A 1,077-nucleotide genomic window follows, 5' to 3' on the forward strand; every position below is an offset into this window, starting at 1 on the left:
CCCTTTTTATTAGCCCTTGCCTTAATGTATCAAAAATCTATTTGATGAAATAGGACAGGAGAGAGAGTGCGAGGCGTTAGCCACGCACGACCTCTCCCTTGTCTATTTAATAAATAATTTCATCATTAAGCTTTGTTTAAGAATAGTGGAATAAATAAATAATAATAATTATCAAAAATTTTTATAATTTATTGATTTGTATTTTCAAAATAGGGGTAAAAATAAGGGGTTTTCCTTGGGGGTTACTACGACACCCCCAAGGGGGGACTTGGGACAAGGGACAAAAAAAAACTAAAAATATTTATTTTATTTACCATTTAGGTGTATAATATGGCTTGTTAAAAAAGAAAGGATTTTACAATGCACGAAAAAGAAAGTTATGCAAAAAAAATGATACTTACTCTCAATGAAAGTGTAGTAGATAAAATTAATTTTCTAGCTAAAGATTATGGATTAGCAAAATCAAATATAGTTGCGATTGCTATCAATGATTTTTTTATAAATTATCAAAATAAGAAAGAAAATAAAAATTAAATAAAATTAAATTTTAAGAAAGGTCGGTAAAAATTCTTTTTTTGGAACTAGAGATTTTTACCGAAAAGGTAACAATATTATGGCAGAAAAAGGTAATAAAAACCTTAAGGGTCGCAATTGGGTATGCGTAATATATCCAGAAAGTATGCCCGAGAATTGGGAGCAAATCATTCGCTTGAGTGGTCTTAAATGTGCTTTAAGTCCTTTGCATGACAAAGATTTGAACGCAGATGAAGAAGAGAAAAAAGCTCATTATCATTTAATTTTTTGTTGGGATAATGGTTCTACAACTTTTAATAATGCTAAACTTTTTACTGAAAGTTTAAACGGCACTATTCCACAACTTTTACACAATGTTCGTGGTTATTATAGATACTTTACTCATAAAGATAACCCAGAAAAATATCAGTATGATGAAAAAGATATAAAAGTATTTAACGGCTTTGATATTCGTGATTATTGCACGCCTACAAGCGCAGAAATCTCACAAATGAAACGAGATATTAAGAATTATATTAATGAGAAAGAAATTACAGAATATTG

2 protein-coding genes are annotated in these 1,077 nt (G+C 29.4%); both read left to right on the plus strand.

All coding sequences use genetic code 11. The features are described from left to right. Positions 1 to 360 precede the first annotated feature (360 nt). The gene (locus tag AC1B00_RS09550; RefSeq protein ID WP_488849493.1) at positions 361 to 534 is read left to right on the plus strand and encodes a hypothetical protein; all 174 of its coding nucleotides are present in this window, start codon (positions 361 to 363) and stop codon (positions 532 to 534) included. Positions 535 to 613: 79 nt separating this feature from the next. Continuing rightward, positions 614 to 1,077, plus strand: a 464-nt coding sequence (locus AC1B00_RS09555; protein WP_488849494.1) for a replication protein, incomplete at its 3' end; no start/stop codon positions are given.

This window comes from Campylobacter sp. DY7 (genome assembly GCF_057802535.1).

Coding starts and splice junctions, on each gene's coding strand:
- AC1B00_RS09550 (WP_488849493.1), top strand. CDS start 361: ATGCACGAAAAAGAAAGTTATGCAAAAAAAATGATACTTACTCTCAAT.